At 51.0% G+C, this 19,454-nt stretch carries 12 protein-coding genes and 1 riboswitch; of the genes, 1 reads left to right on the forward strand and 11 read right to left on the reverse strand.

Features of this window, described 5'->3' with window-relative positions:
• Nucleotides 1-31 precede the first annotated feature (31 nt).
• From ribE to Q4E64_RS06140, 6 genes are all read right to left on the reverse strand, one after another.
• The gene (gene ribE, locus Q4E64_RS06115; RefSeq protein ID WP_293728821.1) at nt 32-493 is read right to left on the reverse strand and encodes a 6,7-dimethyl-8-ribityllumazine synthase; all 462 of its coding nucleotides are present in this window, start codon (nt 491-493) and stop codon (nt 32-34) included.
• Nucleotides 494-669: 176 nt separating this feature from the next.
• Nucleotides 670-1,899, reverse strand: a complete 1,230-nt coding sequence (locus Q4E64_RS06120) for a bifunctional 3,4-dihydroxy-2-butanone-4-phosphate synthase/GTP cyclohydrolase II (protein WP_303166865.1) — start codon at nt 1,897-1,899, stop codon at nt 670-672.
• Nucleotides 1,900-1,909: 10 nt separating this feature from the next.
• Nucleotides 1,910-2,560, reverse strand: coding sequence for a riboflavin synthase (locus Q4E64_RS06125; protein ID WP_303166866.1), 651 nt, complete (start codon nt 2,558-2,560; stop codon nt 1,910-1,912).
• Entirely contained in the window at nt 2,560-3,660 is a 1,101-nt protein-coding gene (gene ribD / locus Q4E64_RS06130; RefSeq protein ID WP_303166867.1) for a bifunctional diaminohydroxyphosphoribosylaminopyrimidine deaminase/5-amino-6-(5-phosphoribosylamino)uracil reductase RibD, read from the reverse strand. Before ribD ends, Q4E64_RS06125 begins: the two co-directional genes overlap by 1 nt.
• A gap of 86 nt (nt 3,661-3,746) precedes the next feature.
• Nucleotides 3,747-3,862: riboswitch (FMN riboswitch) on the reverse strand.
• A gap of 125 nt (nt 3,863-3,987) precedes the next feature.
• On the reverse strand, nt 3,988-11,340 hold the full coding sequence (locus Q4E64_RS06135; RefSeq protein ID WP_303166868.1) for a filamentous hemagglutinin N-terminal domain-containing protein: 7,353 nt from the start codon (nt 11,338-11,340) through the stop codon (nt 3,988-3,990).
• A gap of 12 nt (nt 11,341-11,352) precedes the next feature.
• Nucleotides 11,353-13,002, reverse strand: coding sequence for a ShlB/FhaC/HecB family hemolysin secretion/activation protein (locus Q4E64_RS06140; protein ID WP_303166869.1), 1,650 nt, complete (start codon nt 13,000-13,002; stop codon nt 11,353-11,355).
• Between the two features lie 368 nt (nt 13,003-13,370).
• Between Q4E64_RS06140 and Q4E64_RS06145 the strand changes: the two genes are divergently transcribed.
• Nucleotides 13,371-13,868: a PepSY domain-containing protein gene (locus Q4E64_RS06145; RefSeq protein ID WP_303166870.1), complete on the forward strand. Its 498-nt coding sequence runs from the start codon at nt 13,371-13,373 to the stop codon at nt 13,866-13,868.
• Nucleotides 13,869-13,974: 106 nt separating this feature from the next.
• Here the strand turns inward: Q4E64_RS06145 and Q4E64_RS06150 are convergent, their stop codons facing one another.
• From Q4E64_RS06150 to Q4E64_RS06170, 5 genes are all read right to left on the reverse strand, one after another.
• Nucleotides 13,975-15,111, reverse strand: coding sequence for a CaiB/BaiF CoA-transferase family protein (locus Q4E64_RS06150; protein ID WP_303166871.1), 1,137 nt, complete (start codon nt 15,109-15,111; stop codon nt 13,975-13,977).
• Between the two features lie 18 nt (nt 15,112-15,129).
• Nucleotides 15,130-16,353 carry a class I SAM-dependent rRNA methyltransferase gene (locus tag Q4E64_RS06155; RefSeq protein WP_303166872.1) on the reverse strand — a complete coding sequence of 408 codons (1,224 nt, stop codon included), beginning with the start codon at nt 16,351-16,353 and terminating at the stop codon, nt 15,130-15,132.
• Between the two features lie 34 nt (nt 16,354-16,387).
• On the reverse strand, nt 16,388-17,791 hold the full coding sequence (nhaC, locus tag Q4E64_RS06160; protein WP_303166873.1) for a Na+/H+ antiporter NhaC: 1,404 nt from the start codon (nt 17,789-17,791) through the stop codon (nt 16,388-16,390).
• A 24-nt stretch (nt 17,792-17,815) separates the two neighbouring features.
• A complete protein-coding gene (locus Q4E64_RS06165; RefSeq protein ID WP_303166874.1) occupies nt 17,816-18,370 on the reverse strand; it encodes an L-2-amino-thiazoline-4-carboxylic acid hydrolase in 555 nt (184 codons plus the stop codon).
• Between the two features lie 145 nt (nt 18,371-18,515).
• A complete protein-coding gene (locus Q4E64_RS06170; protein WP_303166875.1) occupies nt 18,516-19,337 on the reverse strand; it encodes a MetQ/NlpA family ABC transporter substrate-binding protein in 822 nt (273 codons plus the stop codon).
• Nucleotides 19,338-19,454: the final 117 nt, after the last annotated feature.

Below are 19,454 nucleotides of genomic sequence, written 5' to 3' on the forward strand. Positions count from 1 at the left end.
AATAGCGTTTCGTTATGGAAAAGAGCGCTGCTTACATTTCCTTAAACAGGTTGACCATTTCCATAGCCGTCATAGCGCAGTCCACGCCCTTATTGCCGGCCTTAGTGCCCGCGCGCTCCACAGCCTGCTGAATATTTTCCGTAGTCAGCACGCCGAACGCCACCGGCACGCCGGTTTGCAAGCTGACCTGGGCGATGCCCTTGGAAGCTTCGGCGCAGACATAATCAAAATGAGGCGTAGCGCCGCGGATAACTGCGCCCAGGCAAATAACGGCGTCGTACTTGCCGCTTTCCGCCAGCTTTTTAGCGGCCATAGGAATCTCAAAAGCGCCCGGCACCCAGGCCACGGTCAAATCCTCGTCGGCCGCCTCGTGGCGCACCAGGCAGTCCACGCAGCCGCTCAGCAGCTTACTGGTAATAAATTCATTAAAGCGAGCCACCACAATGGCAAATTTCAAACCCTTCGCCGTTAATTTACCTTCTAATACGTTCATGATAAAATCCTCCTCGTATAATATTTTCAGATACAAAAATTTTCTTTAATCACTTATCAACAACTGAAGTAAGCAATTACTATATCGCCAAGCGAAACAAAAATTACGGCGCTGCGCGCAATGCGCGTCCAAAATTTCGCTGACCGCCGCAATATCTAATTGCAAATTACAACAAATTATTTGTGGCAGCCGCAGCCGCATTCGTGCAGCTTATGCCCCATCTTTTCTTCTTTCACATCGAGATAATGCTCGTTGTACTGATTGGGCTCCATCACAATGGGCACGCGCTCCGTAATCGTGATGCCGTAGCCGCTCAAGCCAATGCGCTTAGCCGGGTTATTGGTAATTAGGCGGATGCTGGTCAGCCCCAAATCGGACAGAATCTGCGCGCCCAGGCCGTAATCCCGCAGGTCGGGCGCAAAGCCCAGGCGCACATTGGCCTCCACCGTATCCAGCCCCGTGTCCTGCAAAGCGTAGGCGCGAATCTTATTGGCCAGGCCGATACCGCGTCCCTCCTGGCGCATATACACCACAGCGCCGCAGCCCTCGCGCTCAATCATGCGCAAAGCCGTGGCCAGCTGGTCGCCGCAATCGCAGCGCAGGCTGCCGAAAGCGTCGCCGGTCAAGCATTCGCTGTGTACGCGCACCAGCACGTCCTTTTTCCCGGCAATGTCGCCCTTGACGATGGCCACGTGGCACAAATTATCCAAATCGTTTTCATAAGCGATAATGCGGAATTTGCCGTACTTGGTCGGCAGCGCCGCTTCAGCCGCACGATGCACCATCTTTTCATGGGATTTGCGGTAGGCCACCAAATCGGCTACGGTAATAAATACCAGGCCATGCTTTTGGGCGAACTTAATTAAATCGGGAGTGCGCGCCATATGCCCGTCGTCGTTCATAATCTCGCAGCAAATGCCCACGGGCTTCAACCCGGCCAACTTGCACAAATCCACCGTGGTTTCCGTGTGGCCGGTGCGCACCAGTACGCCGCCCTCACGGGCGCGCAACGGGAACACATGACCGGGACGGCGGAAATCGCCGGGCTGCGCGCCGTCCTCAGCGCATTTTTTCATGGTGTAGGCCCGCTCGTAAGCCGAAATTCCCGTGCTCGTATCCACATGGTCCACGGATACGGAAAAGGCCGTTTCATGGTTATCCGTATTCTTGCTGACCATAGCGCCGAATTGCAGCTTGTCCATAACGGAACCGTCCGCCGGCATACAAATCAAGCCGCGGGCCTCCTTAGCCATAAAATTGATCGCCTCCGGCGTGCACAGCTCGGCGGCCATAATCAAATCGCCCTCGTTCTCGCGCTCCTCGTCGTCGGTGACCAGCACCATTTTGCCTGCCTTAATCGCAGCTACAGCTTCCTCAATCGTATTATACTTAAATTTTTCCTGCATGATTTATCCCTCACATAAAGCCGTTCGCCAACAGCGTATTTTTATCCAGCAGCGCCGCGCCGTCCTGTTTTTTATCCCAGCTCAGCATGCGCTCCACATATTTGCCGATAATATCCGTTTCCAGATTCACCTTATCGCCCACATCCTTAAAGCCCAGCGTCGTTTCTTTCGCCGTATGGGGAATCAGCGATACGGAAAAATCCGTGTCCGTGATCTGCGTTACCGTCAGGCTGATGCCGTCGATAGCAACGCTGCCCTTCTTAATAATATATTTCAGCAGCTCCGGCGGCGCGGAAATATTTACCACCATAGCGATACCTTCGGGGCGGCGGCCGGCGATTACGCCCTGCCCCTCCACGTGGCCGCTGACGATATGCCCGTCGAGCCCGTCGCATAAACGCAGCGTGCGCTCTAAATTCACCTTATCGCCCGTGCGCAGCTGCCCGATATTAGTCAGGCGTACCGTTTCCGGCATCACGTCCGCCGTAAAAGCGCCGCCGTCCAGACGCACCACCGTCAGGCAAGCGCCGTTGACCGCCACGCTGTCGCCTATCTTTAAATTTTGCATAACCTTAGCGGCGCTGACAGTCAAATGGTACGACTCGCCCTGCCGCGCCAAATTTTGTACCGTGCCTAATTCGGCAACCAAACCCGTGAACATTATTCCGCCTCCTTTGGCACGAGGCCCGTTACTAAGAAGTCAGGCCCCAGCTGACGCGCTTCCACCTGCTCCAATAGCCAGCCGTCCTCGATGAACGCGCAGCCTGCGCCGCCGACAGGAGTACAAGCCTTACTGCCGCCGATAATTTTCGGCGCTATAAAAGCGTACACCCTGTCCGCCAGCCCTGCGTCACGAAAAGCGCCGTGAACCGCGCCGCCGCCTTCTACCAACAGGCTCGTAATGCCGCGCCGGGCCAGCTCGTCGATTACCTGGGAAACAGGCAGCTTGCCTTCAATCAAGGGCAGCCGCACTACCTCCACATTGGGCAGCGCGTTTAAAGCGTCCGCCTTTACTGCGTCTGCCGCGAGGCCTGTAAAAATCAACGTATCTGCCGCCGGGTTCAGCACCGCAGCCGTCAGCGACAGCCGCAGACGTCCGTCCAGCACTACCCGCACGGGATTTTTGCCCTCCACCATGCGCGTGGTCAGCTCCGGGTCGTCGGCCAGCACCGTACCTGCGCCTACCAAAACGGCGTCGTGCGCACGGCGCAGCCTGTGCGCAAAAGTTCGCGCCTCCTCGCCGGTAATCCATTTGCTGTCCCCGGTGCGGGCAGCAATCTTACCGTCCAAAGTCATAGCATATTTCAAGCTGATAAAGGGCCGCCGCTTCGTTATCCAGGTAAAAAAGCGCTCGTTTAAGCGCAGCGCCTGCTTTTCGCACACGCCCGTCACAACTTCTATGCCCTGCAAGCGCAGGTACTGCAAGCCCTGCCCCGCTACCTGGGGATTGGGGTCCGTACAGGCCACAACAACCTTTTTAATGGCCGCACGCGCTAAAGCTACGCAGCAGGGGCCGGTGCGGCCGTAATGAGCGCAGGGCTCCAGGGTAACGTAGGCGGTGGCGCCGCGAGCCAGCTGCTTGGCTTCAGCCAGAGCGTTGACCTCCGCGTGAGCCTCGCCTGCCTTGTGGTGATAGCCCTCGCCCACAATATTACCGTCGTCGTCGACAATTACGCAGCCCACCATCGGGTTAGGGCTGGTATTGCCTTCAGCCTGCAGCGCCAGCGCCAACGCCCGCTGCATATACTGTTCGTCCGTCATTCATTATCACCTTCAAACTTCAAATTAGGGGTCAAAGCAAAAATCGCGCCAAGACCTCGGGGTCCCAGCGCGACGCATAATGCTCCAGCCACCTTTTCTCATCCAGACTCTACTGTCGGTACCGGAATTGCGCCGGTTCGTGCCTTACGGCTCGCGGACTATAACCGCCGGTAGGGAATTGCACCCTGCCCCAAAGGTTTACCTTATGAAGTTGTTTTTATTATAACGGCTGCTTATAAATTAGTCAAGCGAAGGAATTGTGACAAAAACAGACGGCCGTCCTAAAGCGACCGTCTGCAAAAGCATTATAAGATATTATTGGGATTATTAATCAATCTCCATACCGCCGTCGACAAAGTGAACCTCTGCCTTGCGTTCGCGTTTATTGCGCTGCTTATCCCATTGGTACCAGGGATATTTATCCTCGGCCTGCCAAATATCGTAATTACGAGGATCGTCGGGATCGATAACAGGCGGTACTACCGGCTCGAACGGGTCGTATTTCACGACTTTAACCGTCAACGGTTCGATATCGTAACCCAAATTATTATGGCTCTTGTCTACAACATTGATTTGCTGCGTTGTAAACAAGTTATACGTGCCAACGGAGTCGACCGCTTTGCCCGACAGCAAGCCGTTCAAGCCGTCTTGATTCATGCTGCTTAGATAATCTGCCATGCTATGCGCGCCGTTAGGATCGGCAGCCTGAATATAACCTATCTGGACTTCCTTGCCCGCAGCGTTCTGCGTATAAACATTGACAGTATCGCCCACCGCTCTTACCACGATGCTCTGCTGCCCAGCAGCAATAAGTTGCACGTCGGCAGTCTGCACGAATTTAATTTTCGTCAGGAACACTTTCAGCAGCTTATTATAACCGTACTTATTACCGCCATCGTAGGACTTCCAAACGGTATCGTTATCAACGCTATAATCTTCTCCATTGAGGTCGTAATAATCGAAAGCGCTGCTATTAGCACCTTTATTGCCAATAACTTGTTGATTTGTACCGTCATTTACCGCTCCGGCGTTAAACACCTGGTCAACAGCGCTTTCGTTATTGCCAACTACGCCGCCTACGCTCGTGCCGCCTAAAACTTTACCGGTGTTGTACGCCGCAGTTAAAGCGCCTGTGCCTTTTAAAGTATCTGCGGCATTATTGCCAACCACACCTCCGATATTCGAGCTGCTAGTATCTACGGTATAATAGCCAATTACATTGCCAGCCGCGTCCTTCACTGCTACAGCGTCAGCGCTATCACTTTCGCTATACTCGCCGCCTACTACCGTACCATTGTTGTAAACTTGATGTGCATAATAGTTATTCTGACTGTCGCGTCCGCCTGCTACCGTACCGTAGTTGATACCAAGTAAGCCGCCTACGTTAGCGCTGCCGATTACCACGCCGTCAACTTCGCCAATAAGATTGGATTGATTGATATCTCCGTAGTTTACGCCAATCAAGCCGCCTGTGCCGCTGGTACCTTGACCATAGACAATACCGCCGTTAATCAGCGTTACATGCTGCATATTGCTTTCATTAACGCCAAAGATACCGCCTGCGCCGCCCTTTATAGCATATACATAGCCGTCGTTGCGCACTTTCGTAGGATCATCAGTCGTGCCGCTGACCATACCTTTATTCAAGCCGGCAATACCGCCTACGTAATTATCGCCGACAACCTTGCCGCTGTTGGCGTTGCCTGCGCCGGTAATTCTGCCCTTTTCGGTATTGATGCCGGTAATACCGCCTACATATTTTGCTCCTGCGACATTAACTGAACCAGTATTGGTAGCGTTAATAATCAGGCCATCGTTATAACCGGCCACGCCGCCGAAATACTGAGCGTTACTACCATCTACATACAAGGTAAGATTGCTGTTCATATACCTGATAGTGCCGCTTTCTTCGTTAAAGCCAGCTACGCCGCCTACATTAGTATGGCCGTGGATAGAGCCGTTATTGATTAAGTCGCTGCCCTCGGCGTCGATGCTGCCCTGGTTGACGCCCGCGATGCCGCCGACGTTAGTCGTGCCCACGATGGTCGCGCTGCCGTCGTTCGTCACATGATTCAGCGCGGAGCTTTCTCCGTTCGTGCCGACCATGCCGCCGACATTGTTGACGCCGTGAATAAAGCCGGTGTTGCGCGCGTTGGTAATCGTCGTATTCTGGTTATTGCCGACTACGCCGCCGGCGTTTTGCGCTTTTTTGTCAACGTCCAAACCGTCGGAGTTACTGGTAATATTGCCCGCGTTGACGGCGTTGGTTATCGTATTTTTTGCGCTGTTATCGCTGCCGCTGTAGCCGACTACGCCGCCCACTCCGTTGCCGCCGATAAGATGCGCTTCGTTGTAAGCGTTGACGATGCTCGCGCCGTTGTAGTTGACGCCCGCGATGCCGCCGACGTTGTCCGTACTGCGGATTTCTGTATTACCAGAACCATCAACGCCCTTGTACTTGCCGTTGAGGACGCCCCAGCTTTCAATGGTATTGAGTTCAGCGTTCTCGCCGTAGTTAATACCAACCACGCCGCCCAAGGCCTGCGCGTCACCGCTGTTGCTGGTAATAGCGGAATTAGTTGTGCTGCCGCTAATCTCCTTAATATTGACGCCCGCAATACCGCCCGCAGTGGAATCTAAGCGCGTAACGCCCGCGCCGTCATTTTGAATGCCAGCGTCACCAGCAATCACCGCGTCGCTGGTCGTAACATTGCTAATCGCGCCCGCGTTGATGCCCGCGATACCACCCGCCGCGCTGACGTGATGATGCTCACCGTCGCTAAAAACGTTAGTCGTATGGACGTTGCCATTGCTCTCCACCCTGTTGCCGAAGGTCGTAACATTAGAGATTGTGCCATCGTTCACACCGGCGACCGCGCCCACGCTGCCGCCCGTAAAATTGGACGAGATGATGTTCAAATCTTTCACGCTGCCAGCCGTGCCGATATGGCTGAACAAGCCCGCGTAATCAAAATTGCTATGCGTAGTTGCGTCCGGCGTAACGCTCAGTCCGATAATGCTGTAGCCGCGTCCGTCCAGCGAACCGGTAAAGGCCATATTAAAATCGTCGGTATTACCGCCGCCGTTGCCTCCCGCAACGCCGTAACCGATACCATGGAAATTTTGCAAATTGTTGGCGTCGATGTCGTTTTTCAAAGCGAATTGATAGCTAAAAATTTTGCTGCTATTATTATTTTTGTAATAATTGTTGATGCCCTGCAGCTGTTCGGCGTTCTCCAGCCAAATATGGATTTTATTTTGGTTAGCGCCTAATTTCTCAGTCGCCTTACTAAATGTTTCGCCAACAATATTATATTGCTGTAAATCAAGCTTGCCTTCGTCCTGTGCGCTCGACATATCGATAGCGATAATCGCGTCCGGAGTAATAGCCTTGCCATCTGCGTCTGTGCTTTGACCTACGAAACTAAGCTTATCGTCTGTTGCTTGCGATAAGAAATCATGCAGATATTCGACGTTAGTTTTGCTATTATCCTGCGCCGTCTGCACCTTGCCGATGTTGCTGATATCCAGCACGGCTTCGTCGGCGTTGAAAGTCAACTTATCGCCGAAGCTCAAATCGCTGTCCACGTAAACGCTGGCGCCGTTCAAGGTAATGCTGCCCGCGCTCTGCACGTAACCGTTTTGCGCCACGCCGAAGAGCACGTCCACGTCGCCAGTAGAAGTAATAGCAACATTGCCGTTTGCGCCGCTTTCAACTATTCTGCCATAGTAATCCGCCACATCCGGCATTGCGGCATAAATGTCGTTTACATTTTGCAACTGATTCTTTAATATGGCTTTTGTTTCATCATCTACCGTCGGCGTGCTGTCGACGCCCTCTACAATAACTTTTTCGCCCGTAGCCGCAGACTTAACCGTGCCGATAATTTCTACGCCCTCGTAGCCGTCTAAGGTAATATCGGCGCTGCCGCTTTGTCCGGTCGAAGCAATGCTACCATAGCTTGTCAGCTGCCCAGCGCTTTTAATATCGATGCTACTGCCGTACAGCAGGGAGCCGCTGCCCAGCAGAATATCGCCGCTGTTAGTAATGTTACCGTCAGCATCCTTAATTATAGCATTCTCTATCGTCAACGCATCGTCGGCGTAAAGCGTGCCGCCGAAATAATTGCCGTTGTTGTAGAAATTGCTGATAGTCAAAGAACCGTTGTACACAGCGAAGGAAGCGTTCTTGGCTACGCCCATGGCGCCCCAATCAAGTTCAATATTAGCGTTGTTATTAGCGTTGATGATGGTCAGCGTGGGGTTGTAGGCCGTGCCGTATTGCAAACTGTCGATACCTAAGCTGCTAAGATTATCTTTATTCGCCGAAAAATATGCTTCCGCGTCGGGCAGGAACGCGTTGAGGATGGGTGTAGTAAAGTCTTCGTAAATGCGCCAAGGAGCTTCTTTATTCTCTACAACTGCACCATTGTTTTTAATTTCGCTAAAAACAAAATTATTTGTCGATTCGCTACTATCAATGTAGCTGTTCGCATTCATTCTATCAGCGAACTCAATAACCGTGGTTCTATCTAAATTGGAATTTTTATACTCATTCTTATTAGCGTCGCTCAAATTGCCAAATACAGTTTCGTCTTCCGGAGTAATATAGTAAGCTTGGTTGACAGTCACATGGCTTTTGTTAAGTTCATTAAAGCCGCCGTACATAGCTCCTACATATGCGTTTTCATCAAGCTTATAGCCATTATTGCCATCAGGAATTCCAGCATATATATTGCCCAAGGTATATGCGTTCTTGATAGTCAGCTTGAATGAAGTATCATCAGGATGGAGATCATGATCATGGTCAAGAATTCTGCCGATAATACCGCCCACATAATTATCTCCGGAATTGCTATTGTATTTAAAAGATCTTACAGTTCCCAAATTATAAACATTTTCAATGCTCAATTCAAAGCCACGCACATCGTAACCGCCTACGACGCCTCCCACCGTGCTGGCATAATGGTTATGATTAAGTACCGTGACATTACCTGTATTGAAGCAGTCCTTAATACTGCCATAATCCACATAACCCACGACGCCGCCGACAACGTTGCTGCCGTTGTAAATTGCGCCGGTATTGTACGCCTTTTCCACATAACCGGCAAGACGGCCAACTACGCCGCCCACGTGGCGCGCATAATAATCGAAATTCTCCGAGCCGATAACGCCGCTGTTATACACGTCGTAGACAATAACTCTCGCGTCGGTCTTTTCCGAGGATTCGCCCACGATACCGCCCATATTTACAGGTACAGTACCGTTAGCGTCTCTGCGAGTCGTTTGGATATGCCCCAAATTATAGGAACCGGTAACTTCGCCGTTAAACATTTGCCCGGCAATACCGCCCACACTGGTAAAGCCTTGCACATCGCCGGTATTATAGCACTCGCTTATGGCGGCTTTTGTCGGGACTTCTTTTATAGCAGCTATTCTAACATTTAAATCTTCCGTAGTAGCGCGCGCAATCTTACCAACGATGCCGCCGACATTGGCAGCTTGGGCTGCTTTCGGAATATTACCGTGGTCTACAATATACATAGAATGAACGCTGCCGCGATTGCCGCTCTGGCTGATGTAGGCGTTTTCGCCGTACATATAGCCCACGATACCACCCATATTGCCGATATAGGTAGTCGACGTGTTGCGCCCCCCTAACCATTCATCAGCAAAATATTCTGTACCTATTACGCCATATGCGCCGGTCGCCATAATTTCGCCGCCGTTATTCAAGGCGTTGCTTACGCTGCCGTTTTCCAAATAACCGGCAATACCGCCCACATTATGCGAACCATAAACCGTATTTTCCTTATTAACGGCGTTGGTAATAGTGACGTTTACGCCGCCAACATCGCCTTTGACATAGCCTACGATGCCGCCGATATTACCCGCATTGTAATAATCTTTTATTTCATCATTAAATACTGCCTTAGAACTTTGTACATTGCCGCCGTCGTTAGTTACATTCGTTAAAGCAGACGTTCCTGTGATGCTACCTGCGATGCCCCCCGTATTCGCTAAGCGAGTCCATTGTCCTTCAATTTTTTTATTGGGGTTATCAGAAGTATATCTAAGATAATAATAGTGTTCCGCACGATAACCAACACCATCCGCCGTAATATCCGCAGTATTAACGGCGTCATTAAGCGTAATACTAGCGCCGCTGCCAAGAATACCGCCTACGTTATAGGAGCCGGTAACCGTCATATCATTTTGCAGCCCGCTCAAAGTTGCATTATTGCTGGCAGAGCCTGCAAGACCGCCAATATTATGGGAGGAATTTTCTGTATTTGTATTAGCTGTCGTTTTAACAAACACGCCGCTGATTTGTCCCAAATTGCGCGCGTTCGCCAGCGTGCCGCCGTCCAAGCTGCCCACGATGCCGCCCACGTTTTTATGCCCGGTAACCGCGCCGGTGTTCAGCAGCGGGTCGTCCGCCGACAAGCCCGTTATCGAACCGTCCGTCATGCTGCCGACAACGCCGCCCACATTATCCGTACCGCTGACGTCCGCGCTGGTGGTAATATTTTCAATCGTCGTATTATTAGCGCTGCCCACCAGTATGCCAACGTTGTCCTTACCCGTCGCGCTGCCGGATACGAAAAGCAAATTTTTCAGCGTCGCGCCTTCGGTCGAAGCAAATAAGCCGACGTTATCGCTCAAATTATCTTCGTCGCCCACGTGCAAATCGAAAATGCCGAAGTCCACGCCCTCGACGCGCCCCGCTAAACCGTCCAACTTGCCTTCAAAACCAGCAATCGCTGCAAAAGGTTTTTCCGCCGTATTGGTGGCGTCAATGCCGTTACGCAAAGCGTAATTGCCCGTTAAATTGGTGTTCATCGCCTGCAGCTGCTCGACGTCCTCAATCCACATATAGCCGTCGGCTTTGGTGAAGCTTGCATAACTATCTGAACTATTAGCTTTATAGTTAGCTAGTTTTACAGAAACAGAATTTGCTTCTTTATAGCCAATCGCCTTGCCTGTAGTAGAATCTACAGTTTCGTCATACGCTTCATAACCTAAAACGACGTCGTTTTTATCAGGCGCAATGATATTGATATTGTCCTCGCCAATCGGCGTATCGATACCGTTGGTCACATATTCCGTATCCAACACAATGCGATTACCGTCGAAGGTAACCTGCATAGCGTTGATATGCCCCAGGCTCATCAGCTCGGCGCCGGATGGAGCGGCGCTGGTCAAAGCATCTTTAGCAGCGTCAAAATCAAGCTCACCATTGCCTTCTAAACCGTCTATCCTTTTATTGGACACGTACAAACTGCCCACGTCGATTTGCGCCGACTTGCCGATGAACACGCCCGCCGGGTTCACCAAGTAGACGTTGCCGCCCTGCGCGTTCAGCGTGCCGTGGATTTGCGACATATTGCCGCCGTTGACATAGTTCAAAACGTTAAAATTTTTATCGCCGGAAAAGTTGACCGTCGCCACGCTGCCGATATTGAAGTCCTGCCATTTAATTACGGTATTGGTCAAATTGGTAATATCCATAGTATTACCAGATGTACTTATAGTACCTTTGCCAGCAACGACGTCCCAACCCGAAGGCAACGCCGTATTGGCCATAACGGCCGCGTACCCTGCGGCGCTGTAACAGAATAACGCGCCTACCAGGCAAGTGGTGCGAATCAAGTAATTTATCTTTTTACTTCTTTTCATGCCGCGCCTCCCTTAAAACATCTTATAAATTTGGAACCACATACGCCCGTCGTGGTTGTGGTCCTCGCTCGTGTAATCCTCGCCGTCTATCTTCCAGGCGTAATCGAACTGCGCGTACCAGTCGTTAGGTTTGGCGTAGCGCAGGCCCAGGCCCCAGCCCGCCAGCTTGCGGTGGTCGCCGTAATCCTTAAAGCGTTTTACCTCGCCCACGTCTACAAAGGCCGCAACTTCCAACCCTTCGATGTCGGTCGCGCGCCGCAGTTCCATCGTCGCCGTGTAACCGGTATCGCCGCTGGTCTCGCTGGCCGGGTAGGCGCGCACACCGCTTAACCCGCCTAAGTAGAAGCGTTCGCTGCCGTCCAACCCGCGGTTAGCCAGCTGCGCATGCGCCTCAAAGCGCAAATTCCACAGTTTCCAATAGCGCACATGGTTAAAGTCCGCCGTCAGCTTATGGTACGCGCCGTCGTAATACGCGTCTCCGTCCTTGGTGTCGATATCGCCGTACCAATAGATTATATTGCCGCTGGTAAAACGGTTGGGCAGGTATTCGCTGGCGGCAATGCCCACGTGCAGCACGTCAGCTGTTTTTTCCGTACTCAAGCGCAAGCCCAGGCCCGCAAAGTCCAACTTCAAATCGTCGGTAATCTTGCGGTGGTCGTAACCGTAAATCGCCGTCGCCCGCTTGCTCATATCGCGGTACACCGTCGTCAGGCCGTAAAAGCTGAAGCCTTCGGATTCGCCCGTCGGGTTCCAAAAATCCACGGTTCCCAAATCGTAGCTGCTGCGGCTGTAGCCCACGCCCCAACGCGTGCCCCTGCTGCCAATGGGCAGCTCATAGTTCACGCCGTAATTTTTCGTATGCTTATTGCTGATGTATCCCGTCACGCCGATTTTATCGCCGTTGCGTCCGGGATTGTTGATTTCCGTGTGGAAACCGTAGCGATAACGTCCGCTGCTCCGGCTGCCTCCATTATCTACGAACAGATAATTGTTCCACACCCTGCGCTCGATGGCTTCTATCTCCAAAGCCGTAGTCACAGGCTTGCTGCCGGGACGCAGCACGCCGCGAGCCGTTACTCCCGGTAGGTCGTTCAAATTATTCAAAACTCTTTCCAACTTTTTATCTGTAATTACTTCGCCGCTGCGCAAAGGTTCAGCAAAGCCCTGCAATACTTTGTCAACCACCGCGCTGTCGTTGCGCGTAATCTTCACCGTGTCAAAGCTGGCGACATAGACTTTGACTTCTAATTTTCCGTCCTCAATTTGCTGCGGCGGGACGACGGCCTGCGCCACTGTGTAGCCGCGGCGGCGGGCGTAGTCAGTAACTGCGGAAGTCAAATTTTGTAATTCGTCCATACCTACGCTGCGGCGGCTGTAGCCTGCAAGAATATTTTGCAGCTCGCCTAATTCATCCGGAAGCTCAAACCCGGTAAGAATGATTTCTTGAACGTAAAAAGCCGGGCGCTCCTCCGTACCTGTGTTGCCCGTCCGGTATGCGGGCTGCTCGTTCTTGACCTCCGCCTGCTGTTGTCCAGTACGGTTGTAAGGATGAGTAGTGACCGCCTCCTTGTCAAAGCTGGGAATGGGCGAAGCGGCAAGAGCCGCCGTACTGATGGCGGTACACAGTAACGCCGTTGCCATAGTAGTAAACTTTTTCATCATTTCAACTCCTTATGTCCAACATTATAGCAATTCCTAAGACAATATTTTTTTGCTAATGTCTACTTATCTCTCTGTATTTCCTTTATTAGTATGCATTATTTCTTTCTCATTTTATATTATACAGTACTTGTCCCCCCCGGCAAGTTTTTTGTTTGCATAAATATTATGTCTGTAGCTTGCCTCTGCGCTAGTTATTAAACAGCCTACTTTTTATTTAGGGGGACAGCGTCACAGCAGCGCTAACTGCTGCCTGCGCTTCACAGTTTTTTCACTTGACGAATTCATACTGTTTTAGTAAAATTTAATTAAGCAAAATAAGGCTTAGCCCTTGTAAATAAACCACAACACCCCCAAAGGAGGATGCACTTATGAAAAAATTAACCGCTATAGTTACCGCCGCTTTGGCGACTCTCGCTATTTCCGCTACCGCATTGGCTGCTACCTTGATTAGCGCGGACGAAGCTCTTGCTATCGCCAAAAAAGAAGTGCCTGCAACCAGCACCCATATCGTAACTAAAGCTGAAAACGCAAAATTCAGACCATATTACGAAGTGAAATTCTACGACAACGCTACCCATACCGAATATGAGATTGAAGTGCTGCAAGCGAACGGCGCTATCAAAGAATTTTCCATGGATAACAAAACGCAGATTGGCAGCGCCAAAATTGTTTTATCCGCCAACGACGTGCAAAGCATCGTTGCGAAAGAATATCCTAACGCTAGAATCTATAACTTAGAACTGGACAACGACGACGGACTTTACGAATATGAAGTAAAATTCCAAACTCCCGAACTACGCGGCGAAATGAAAATCAATCCGGAAACCGGCGTAGTGATGGAAAAAGAACTGAAATACCAATTCTAAACTAATATCGCAAAAAATCCGCTGCAACGCGCAGCGGATTTTTTTATGCGTCCATCAGCTTTGCAATTTTCAAACCAATCTTGAAGCGCGTCCTAAAAGCTGGCGCTCAAGATTTATTTTTGGGCAAAAAATTTAATATCGCTTCCGTATCTTCGCCTAAGCGCGGCGCTCTTTTGCGCAGGCTGGCAGGCGTCTTGCTCAGCTTCATGGCGAAGCCCAGCTGTCGGTATTCGCCCAGCTCCTCATCCTGCACCGTCAGCACCATTTCGTTGGCTTTGGTCTGCTCCGCCGCCACGGCTTCGGCAAAATCCAGCACCGGCGTCACGCAGGTATCCCGTCCGGCCAAAAGCTCCGTCCATTCCCGCAAAGTACGCTTGGCAAATTCCTGCCGCAGCTGCTGCATCAAATACGGATGCTTAGCGTTATCGTCCACTAAATCGACCATATCCTCCCGCTCCAGCGCCAAACATAAATTGCGCCAGAATTTCTTTTCCAAACAGCCTACGGCAAGATAACGACGGTCCTTCGTTTCATAAATATTATAATTAGCGTTAGCTCCTGTCAGCCAGTTATTGCCCCGCTGCGCCACAAAGCCGCTGCCAAAATACAGGCTGGCCGCGCCGGGCATCAGCGTCATCGCCACATTGTACAGCGAAATATCTATTTCCTGCCCCTCGCCCGTGGCCTGCGCATGGCGCAAAGCAATCATAATACTCATGCCCGCGGCAAGGGCGGCGTTCATATCCGCCATCAGCACGCCGGGAATAGCGGGCTTGCCGCCGGGTTCGCCGCTCATAGCCGTAATGCCGGCCAGGCTCACATAGCCGATATCATGGTCGGCCTGCTTAGCCAACGGCCCTTTCTTGCCATAGCCGGTCAGCGAGCAATAAATAATTTTAGGGTTGACCTTGCTGGCAGCGGCGTAATCCACGCCCAGCTTTTGCAGCACTCCGGGACGGTAGCTTTCCACCACCACGTCGGCAGTCTTTACCAGCTCCAAAAAGGCTTGCTTGCCGGTCTCGCTCTTCAAATCCAGCGTTACGCTTTTTTTATTGCGGTTCAGCTGCAAATGCCAGTACCCGAAATCCTTTAAAAACGGCGGAAAGCTGCGGGAATAATCGCCCTTGCCGGGCTCTTCAATCTTAATGACCTCCGCGCCGAAATCGGCCAGCAGCATGGTGCAGTACGGCCCCGGCAGCAGCCGCGACATATCCAGTACCCGAATACCCTCTAACGCCAGCATAAGCATACCCTCCTTCGCTTAAACGACCTGGAAAATATAAAATTTAAGATAATTTGTTTCCGGCACGGACCACAGAATAGGATGATCCGGAGCCTGCTGCCGCGCTTCAATCTGCCGCAGGGACACATTGGCGTCCTTGGCAGCTTCCCTGAGCATTTCCACAAAATATTCTTCCTTCATAAAATGCGAGCAGGAGCAGGTTGCCAAATAACCGCCGCGGGGTAGCAGCTTCATAGCCTTCAAATTGATTTCTTTATAGCCGCGGATTGCATTTTTCACCGTGCTGCCGGATTTAGTAAAGGCCGGCGGGTCGAGAATAATAAAATCGTACTCCCGCGAATGCTTATTAACCAGCTCGCTAAGCAGATCAAAAACATTGGCCTGCAAGCCTCGCATCACATGGCCGTAGCCGTTAATCGCGGCGTTATGGTCGGCCATCTGCACGGCCTCCGCGCTGATATCCACCGCCGTAACGGAAGCAGCGCCGCCCTGCGCCGCGTTCAAAGCGAAAGACCCGGTGTGCGTAAAGCAATCCAAAACGTGTTTGCCCCTGGCAATTTTAGCGATGGCCTGACGGTTGTACTTCTGGTCCAAAAAGAAGCCCGTCTTTTGCCCGTTCTCCACGTCCACCGTATAGCGAATACCGTTTTCTATAATCTCGGTTGCAGGCAAGCCCGGCTGCGGCAGCAACGGCGTGGCAAACCACTGCTTGTTTTCTTCCATGCCTTCCAGCAGGCGAATCTTCACATCGTTGCGCTCAAAAATACCGCGGATCTCCTGCCCCATTTCCCGCAAAATTTTCAGCAGCAGCTCAAACAGCATTTGCTTGCGCAGCTCGATGCCCAGGGACAAAGTCTGCGTCACCAGCAAATCGTTAAAGCGGTCCACGGTCAAGCCGGGAAACATATCCGCTTCGCCAAAAATCAAGCGGCAGCATTTAAAATCCTGCTCGCCCATCACCGTGCGGCGGTAATCCAAAGCGTAGCGCAAACGCCGCTCCCAAAAAGCCTCGTCAAATTTATCATTCGTATTTGTGGAAATGATACGCACTCTGATTTTCGACGTATCGTTCACAAAGCCCGTTCCCAAATACTTCCCCTTAGGCGTAACTACGTCTACCAAATCACCATTGGCATAGCCGCCCTCCACATGGGTTACTTCCTCGCCGAACACCCAGGGATGGCCGCCGCGGGCTGCGCGCTCTCCCTTGGGCGTAAGATAAAATTTCGCATATTTGCGCATGATCTACCTCTCACTTTTTCAAAATGGAGCCATATTATTTTTTCATCTTCGCAATGCCAAAGCCGGTAAAGCCAAAAATGATCGCGAACACAAAACTGCTGTAGCACAAAACCGTCCAAGGCAGATAACTCAAGGTAGGTACGCCCAGAGTAGTGGCCATGTAAGTACCGGCTACGGACCAGGGTACTAAAGGCACAGCGCAGGTACCGGCATCCTCCAGAGTACGGGAAAGATTTTTAGGCTCCAAATTAAACTTTTTATACAAATCGCGGAACATTTCGCCGGGAATTAAAATGGCCAAATAGGAGCTGCCGGTTACAATGCTCATGAACAAAGTGGAGCCTACCGTCGCCGTCACCAGCTGCCCTACGGATTTAATCGATTCGATAATGCGCTCCAGCACTACCTCGATGCAGCCCGCTTTGCTGAAAATACCGGCAAAAGCGAAAGCGCAGAATACCAGCAGCACGGTGCTCATCATGCCCATCAGGCCGCCGCGGTTCAGCAAAGAAATAATCGGCTTCACTACCTGAACATTGGCAGCGCCGGGAATCATCGTTACTTTGAAGCCGTTGACAAAAGCCTGCAGCGCAGTTTTCAGCCCAAAGCCCTGGAAGCACATACCCATTACGATGGCTAATACGGAAGCCAAAAGCAGCATGGGAATCGTAGGCTTTTTGGTATAAGCGCCCCAGAAAATCAACACCGGTGGCAGCAGCAGCAGCGGATTAAAGGTATACAGCTGCTCTAAATTATTTAAAATTGCCGTTACCGTTTCAGGATTGGTCATCTGCGCCGTATCCATGCTCAAGCCGATACCGGTATAAACGATAATGCACAAAATAGTAGCGCTGCCCGTAGTATAAAGCATATGCTTAATATGGTCATAAAGCTCGCTGCCGGCGGCAATCGGCGCCAGCATCGTCGTGTCGGACAAAGGCGACAGCTTATCGCCAAATACAGCGCCGGAAATAACTGCGCCCGCGGCAATTTCCAGCGGCACGCCCAAAGCGATGGCAATGCCCATAATAGCCACACCGGCAGTACCGGCAGAACCAAAAGAAGTGCCGGTAAAGGTTGAAATAACAGCCGTTACAAAGAAGGCGGTCACAAATAAAAACTGCGGGTCAATAATTTTAATGCCATAATAAATCATCATAGGAATCGTGCCGGATACCATCCAGCTGGCGATCATAGCGCCCACGCAAACCATAACCAGCAGGGACGGCAGGCTGCTTTGAATTTTTTCCGCAATGCCGTTAATCATGTCAGGCCATTTATAGCCGCAGCGCCAAGCGATAATTGAAGCAATAAAAGCGGCTACAATCAGCAAAAACTGAATGGGCAGCCCGTATTTGCCATACCCAATGCCCAATAATAATACCATGCCCACTAAAGGTATCAAGGCTTCCGTAAAAGTAGGTTTTCTAATCATCATTTTCCTCCTTAAAATACTGCCTGCCTATTTTGGCTTGCGCGTAATAGTCATAGCGCAGCCATGGCCCTCGCCGTCAGCAATTGTCGTCGGGAAATCGATATCCACATTATTAAACGGCTTACAGATAGCATAATCGCAGTGCCCCAGCATATCGCGGCAGAACATTTTAATTTCCGCTTTGCTCAGTCCCAGCTCCGTTAATGCTTCCACATGAGGACAGCAATTAAATATTTTTACCGCCTTATCGTTGTCCAGCTGCTTGATTTCCTGCTCAAAGACCAGCAAGCCGCCGCGGGATGTTTGCCCCAGCAGCGCTTCTTTAGGCCCCACATTATCGCCGCCGCCATACTTAGCGGCAATCTTTTCTCCCTGATATAAACCGAAATCATAACTGCCTTCACGAATAACGCGGTTAGCGTCTACCTCCGGATACAATTCCTTCAGCTTGCGCCAAATAAAATAAACCTGCCTAGTTCTGTCCTTATAGGCGTCCTTCACAGCCTGATGAAATTCCTCCACCGTCGCAGGCTGATCAATCTTAGCTTCAGCTATAAATTTTTTAATTTCTTCCTGACTCATATTTTCCTCCAAAATTATTCTGCCGCGCAGGCAGATGCTATAACTTTATTATAACATACTAAACGCGCAACTAATATAAAGCTAAGCCAACAAATTCAAATATGCAAAAAAGTCCGGCCGCACAGCCGGACTTTTAAGCTGGAAATCAAAATGCCGGAACTACGGCACCCTTATATTTTTCTTCGATAAATTTCTTTACCTCAGGAGATTGCAGAGCCTTCATCAGCTTTTGAATTTCCGGACGGCTTTCGTCGCCCTTGCGTACTGCTACGATATTAGCATAGGGAGATTCCTTGGGCTCGGTGAACAGAGAATCCTTTACGGGGTTCAGCTTGGCTTCCATAGCAAAGTTGGAATTGATAACGGACAAATCGGTATCGTCCATGGAACGCGGCAGCAAAGCGGCTTCGATTTCAATGATTTGCAGCTTTTTATCGTTGCCGGTAATATCGCCTACGGTAGCCTTAACGCCTACGCCGTCCTTCAGCTTCAGCAGCTTGGCGCTTTCCAGCAAAGCCAGCGCGCGGCCTGCGTTAGACGGGTCGTTCGGGATAGCGATTTTCGCGCCGTTAGGGATATCTTTCAAATCCTTAATCTTTTTGGAATAAATGCCCATGGGCTCGATATGCACCTTGCCTGCGGAAATCAGCGGCATATTGCGCTCTTTAGCGAAAGTATCCAAATACGGCTCGTGCTGGAAGAAATTAGCGTCCAGCTCCTTGTCGTTCAGCGCCATATTGGGCTTTACATAATCGCTGAATTCAATGATTTGCAGATCAACGCCTTCTTTAGCCAAAGCGGGCTTGATATCGTTAAGAATTTCTGCGTGCGGCACAGCCGTAGCGCCCACCTTCAGCACAACCTTTTTGTCGGCGGCGGGGTCGGCCTTTTTGTCGCTGCCGCCGCAGCCTGCCGCTACAACAGCCAGGCTTACCAACGCCAGCAGCGCGATCAATAATTTTTTCATCTTTCTCACTCCTTAATGCAACTTCAAGAATATTATTAAGATAGCTTATCCTACCCTTTTTGTCAATATTTAAGCGAAAAAAAGCCGAGGCGGATTTTACTCACCTCGACTTTGTAA

The sequence above is a fragment of the Phascolarctobacterium sp. genome (assembly GCF_030531065.1).
In the GTDB taxonomy this organism is placed as follows: domain Bacteria; phylum Bacillota; class Negativicutes; order Acidaminococcales; family Acidaminococcaceae; genus Phascolarctobacterium_A.